The following is a 4076-nucleotide window of genomic DNA, read 5'->3' on the forward strand; positions in this document are numbered from 1 at the left end:
GGACATTTCACGTTCGCATCCCGCTCAAAAAGTCCATCCACGCCCTTAGTCGGACATATCCAAGCAGGTTCCAGCCCAAAAAGTCCGTCACCCCCCATGACGGGCATTTCTTTATTTTGACCAATGCGAATTGTCAGAACTCATGATAAAATGGCATAGGTACAAGTCAAATATACGCAATAAAAAAATTGCTTTAACGTGTGAAAGTTTGATATTATCTATATTATTGTGTCTATGGAATTACACTTTTGGAGGTGTCGATAAATGTCTAAAATTTCAACTGAACAAGTAAAACATGTGGCAACCTTAGCAAGGTTGGCCATAACAGAAGAAGAAGCTGAGATGTTCTCAAAACAGCTGGGTTCGATGATTAACTTTGCCGAACAGCTAAATGAATTGGATACAGACAATGTGGAACCGACCTCTCATGTTTTAGATATGAAAAATGTGATGAGAGAGGATATCCCTCAAGAAGGCTTACCGCAATCAGAGGTTCTAAAAAACGCACCAGATCATCAGGACGGGCAAGTGAAAGTGCCGTCCATTATCGAGTAAGGGGGGAAATACGATGAGTTTATTTGATCATAAAGTATCAGAGTTACACGAGCTTTTACATAAAAAAGAAGTTTCGGTCACTGATCTTGTTGATGAATCATATAAGCGTATTAGCGCAGTCGAAGATAAGGTCCAGGCCTTTATCACATTAGATGAAGAAAATGCTCGTGAAAAAGCGAGTAAACTAGATGAAAAATTAGGAACGGATGAATCAAAGGGGCTCCTATTTGGAATGCCGATTGGCTTGAAGGATAATATCGTTACAAAAGGCTTGCGTACAACATGTGCAAGTAAAATGTTAGAAAACTTTGATCCAATCTATGATGCAACAGTTGTGAATAAATTACATCATGCAGAAACGATTACCATTGGGAAATTAAATATGGATGAATTTGCGATGGGATCCACTACTGAGCATTCTGCTTTCAAGAAGACTAGAAATCCATGGAATCTAGACGTGGTACCAGGCGGATCTTCAGGTGGTTCAGCTGCGGCTGTTGCCTCTGGGGAAGTGTTGTTTTCTTTAGGAACAGATACAGGCGGCTCTATTAGACAGCCTGCTGCTTTTTGTGGGGTTGTTGGGATGAAGCCGACATATGGCCGTGTGTCCCGCTTCGGCATAGTCGCCTTTGCTTCATCGTTTGACCAAGTTGGTCCAATTACAAGAACGGTTGAAGACAATGCCTATTTAATGCAGGCGATTTCTGGTCTAGATCCGATGGATTCGACTTCTGCGAACATCGAAGTTCCTAATTTTGTAGAGTCATTAACTGGAGACATTAAAGGGTTAAAAATTGCCGTACCGAAGGAATATTTAGGTGAAGGTGTAGGAGAAACAGCACGCCAATCTGTATTAGATTCTTTAAAAGTACTAGAAAAGCTTGGCGCTACATGGGAAGAAGTTTCCCTTCCACATTCCAAATATGCATTGGCATCTTATTATCTATTATCTTCTTCTGAGGCTTCAGCGAATCTTGCTCGTTTTGATGGAGTTCGATATGGATATAGAACGGAGAATCCTGAAAACTTGCTTGATCTTTATAAAAAGACACGTGCAGAAGGATTTGGCGACGAAGTTAAACTTCGCATCATGCTAGGAACGTTTGCATTAAGTTCTGGCTATTATGATGCTTACTATAAGAAGGCACAAAAAGTACGTACATTAATCAAGAAGGATTTCGATGATGTGCTGAGCAAGTTTGATGTTATTGTTGGACCAACATCACCAAAACCAGCATTCAAAATCGGTGAGTCAATCGAAGATCCTTTGACTATGTATGCTAATGATATTTTAACTATTCCAGTTAACCTTGCAGGTGTGCCTGGAATTTCAATTCCGTGTGGATTTGACCAAGGTCTACCACTAGGGCTACAAATCATTGGCAAGCATTTTGATGAGAGCACTGTTTATCGTGTGGCACATGCCTTCGAACAGGCAACAGATTATCATAAACAAAAACCAACACTGTAAGGGGGGAAAGTAATGGAATTTGGAACGGTTATAGGACTTGAAGTACACGTTGAATTAAAAACAGATTCAAAAATCTTCTCGGCTAGCCCGAATCACTTCGGAGCTGAACCGAATACGAATACAACGGTCATTGACCTTGGGTATCCAGGGGTTCTGCCTGTCCTAAATAAGAAAGTAGTTGAATTTGGGATGAAGGCGGCGTTAGCTCTTAACTGCGAAATTGCTCCAGTTACGACATTTGACCGGAAGAACTATTTTTATCCGGATAACCCGAAAGCCTACCAAATCTCTCAACTGGATAAGCCAATTGGAGAGCATGGCTGGATTGATATTGAAGTAGATGGCTATAAGAAAAGAATCGGGATTACTCGTATTCATTTAGAAGAGGATGCCGGAAAACTAACTCATGGAAATGGATATTCATTATGTGATTTCAACCGTGCGGGCACTCCGCTCATCGAGATCGTTTCCGAGCCAGATATTCGTACAGCAAACGAAGCTTACGCCTATCTTGAAAAATTAAAGTCCATTATTCAATACACAGGTGTTTCTGATTGTAAAATGGAGGAAGGTTCTCTTCGTTGTGACGCAAATATTTCGATCCGACCAGTTGGACAGGAAGAATTCGGAACGAAAACAGAGCTAAAGAACTTGAACTCCTTTAACTTCATTCGTAAAGGGATTGAATATGAAGTAAGCCGCCAAGAGGAAGTAGTACGTTCAGGCGGAGTGATTAATCAAGAAACGCGCAGGTATGATGAAGCGACAAATACGACAATCCTTATGCGTGTGAAAGAGGGAGCAGACGATTATCGTTATTTCCCTGATCCGGATTTAATCGATGTTCATATTAATGATGAATGGAAAGAGCGGATCCGCGCTGAAATTCCTGAGCTTCCAGATCAGCGACAAAAACGTTATATCGAAGAGCTTGGATTACCTGTCTATGATGCAGCTGTATTAACTGTCGTCAAGGAATCAGCTGACTTCTTCGAGGCAACAGTAAATGCTGGTGCAGATCCAAAGCAAGCATCCAACTGGATCATGGGTGATGTCTCAGCTTATTTAAAGGCAGAGCAAAAAGAGCTTGCAGATACAGCTTTAACTCCAGAAGGGCTGGCCGGCATGATCAAGCTGATTGAAAACGGCACAATCTCTTCAAAAATTGCGAAGACTGTTTTCAAGGAATTAATTGAAAACGGCGGAGATGCTGAACAAATCGTGAAAGCGAAAGGATTAGTTCAAATCTCTGACGAAGGAGCACTCCTAAAAATCATCTCTGAGGTATTGGATAATAATCCGAAAATCATTGATGATTATAAAAATGGAAAAGAAAAAGCGCTTGGTTTCTTTGTTGGACAAATTATGAAGGCAACAAAAGGACAAGCAAATCCTCCATTAGTCAATAAGTTATTGTTAGAGGAATTAAAGAAAAGATAAGATGAAAAAAGCTGGTGGATTATTTCCATCAGCTTTTCGACTTTTTATCCTAAAGTGTCGACATATTTCAAGTGTATTTCCCAGGAAAAGACTTGTTAATTTTCATATAGCGACAAAAAATGAAAGCAAGTCTATCCATTTCACTTTCACGAAAGGGATATGTAATAATAAGTAAGAATGACTTCGAAACAATAGGAGGGCTATAATGAGCTTAAATCAATGGTTTGAAAAAGGTTTAACAGCGGATCAGTACATAACAGGAATGACGGTTAACCAGGAAGAAATGACCCTTATCCTTGAGAAATTTTCACTATCAGATACGGAAAAAGAAAGACTGGCTCCTTTTAAAGAAAAAGGTTTAAAAGCAATTGTCTTAACCGAGGACTGGTGTGGAGATGCACTCTTAAATAACCCAGTTTTATTAAAAATTGCTGCAGAGATTGATATGGAAGTCCGATTCGTCTTAAGGGATCAAAACCTTGAATTAATGGATCAATATTTAACAAATGGGACATCAAGAGCCATTCCAATTTTTGTTTTTATCGATAAGGATGGAGAAGAGCAGGCTGTTTGGGGTCCTAGAGCGAAACAGATTCAGGAAATAGTGGAC

4 protein-coding genes are annotated in these 4076 nt (G+C 40.0%); all 4 read left to right on the top strand.

Going from position 1 to position 4076, the window contains the following annotated elements:
• Nucleotides 1-264 precede the first annotated feature (264 nt).
• On the top strand, nucleotides 265-555 hold the full coding sequence (gene gatC, locus V7149_RS21615) for an Asp-tRNA(Asn)/Glu-tRNA(Gln) amidotransferase subunit GatC (RefSeq protein WP_335347659.1): 291 nt from the start codon (nucleotides 265-267) through the stop codon (nucleotides 553-555).
• A gap of 13 nt (nucleotides 556-568) precedes the next feature.
• Complete coding sequence (gene gatA, locus V7149_RS21620; RefSeq protein ID WP_335347660.1) at nucleotides 569-2026, top strand: Asp-tRNA(Asn)/Glu-tRNA(Gln) amidotransferase subunit GatA; 1458 nt, start codon at nucleotides 569-571, stop codon at nucleotides 2024-2026.
• A 12-nt stretch (nucleotides 2027-2038) separates the two neighbouring features.
• Entirely contained in the window at nucleotides 2039-3466 is a 1428-nt protein-coding gene (gene gatB, locus V7149_RS21625) for an Asp-tRNA(Asn)/Glu-tRNA(Gln) amidotransferase subunit GatB (protein WP_335347661.1), read from the top strand.
• A 205-nt stretch (nucleotides 3467-3671) separates the two neighbouring features.
• On the top strand, nucleotides 3672-4076 hold a 405-nt coding region (locus tag V7149_RS21630), incomplete at its 3' end, for a thioredoxin family protein (RefSeq protein ID WP_335347662.1).

Source organism: Bacillus sp. JJ1503, from assembly GCF_036965125.1.
In the GTDB taxonomy this organism is placed as follows: domain Bacteria; phylum Bacillota; class Bacilli; order Bacillales; family Cytobacillaceae; genus Cytobacillus.

Coding starts and splice junctions, on each gene's coding strand:
- gatC (WP_335347659.1), top strand. CDS start 265: ATGTCTAAAATTTCAACTGAACAAGTAAAACATGTGGCAACCTTAGCA.
- gatA (WP_335347660.1), top strand. CDS start 569: ATGAGTTTATTTGATCATAAAGTATCAGAGTTACACGAGCTTTTACAT.
- gatB (WP_335347661.1), top strand. CDS start 2,039: ATGGAATTTGGAACGGTTATAGGACTTGAAGTACACGTTGAATTAAAA.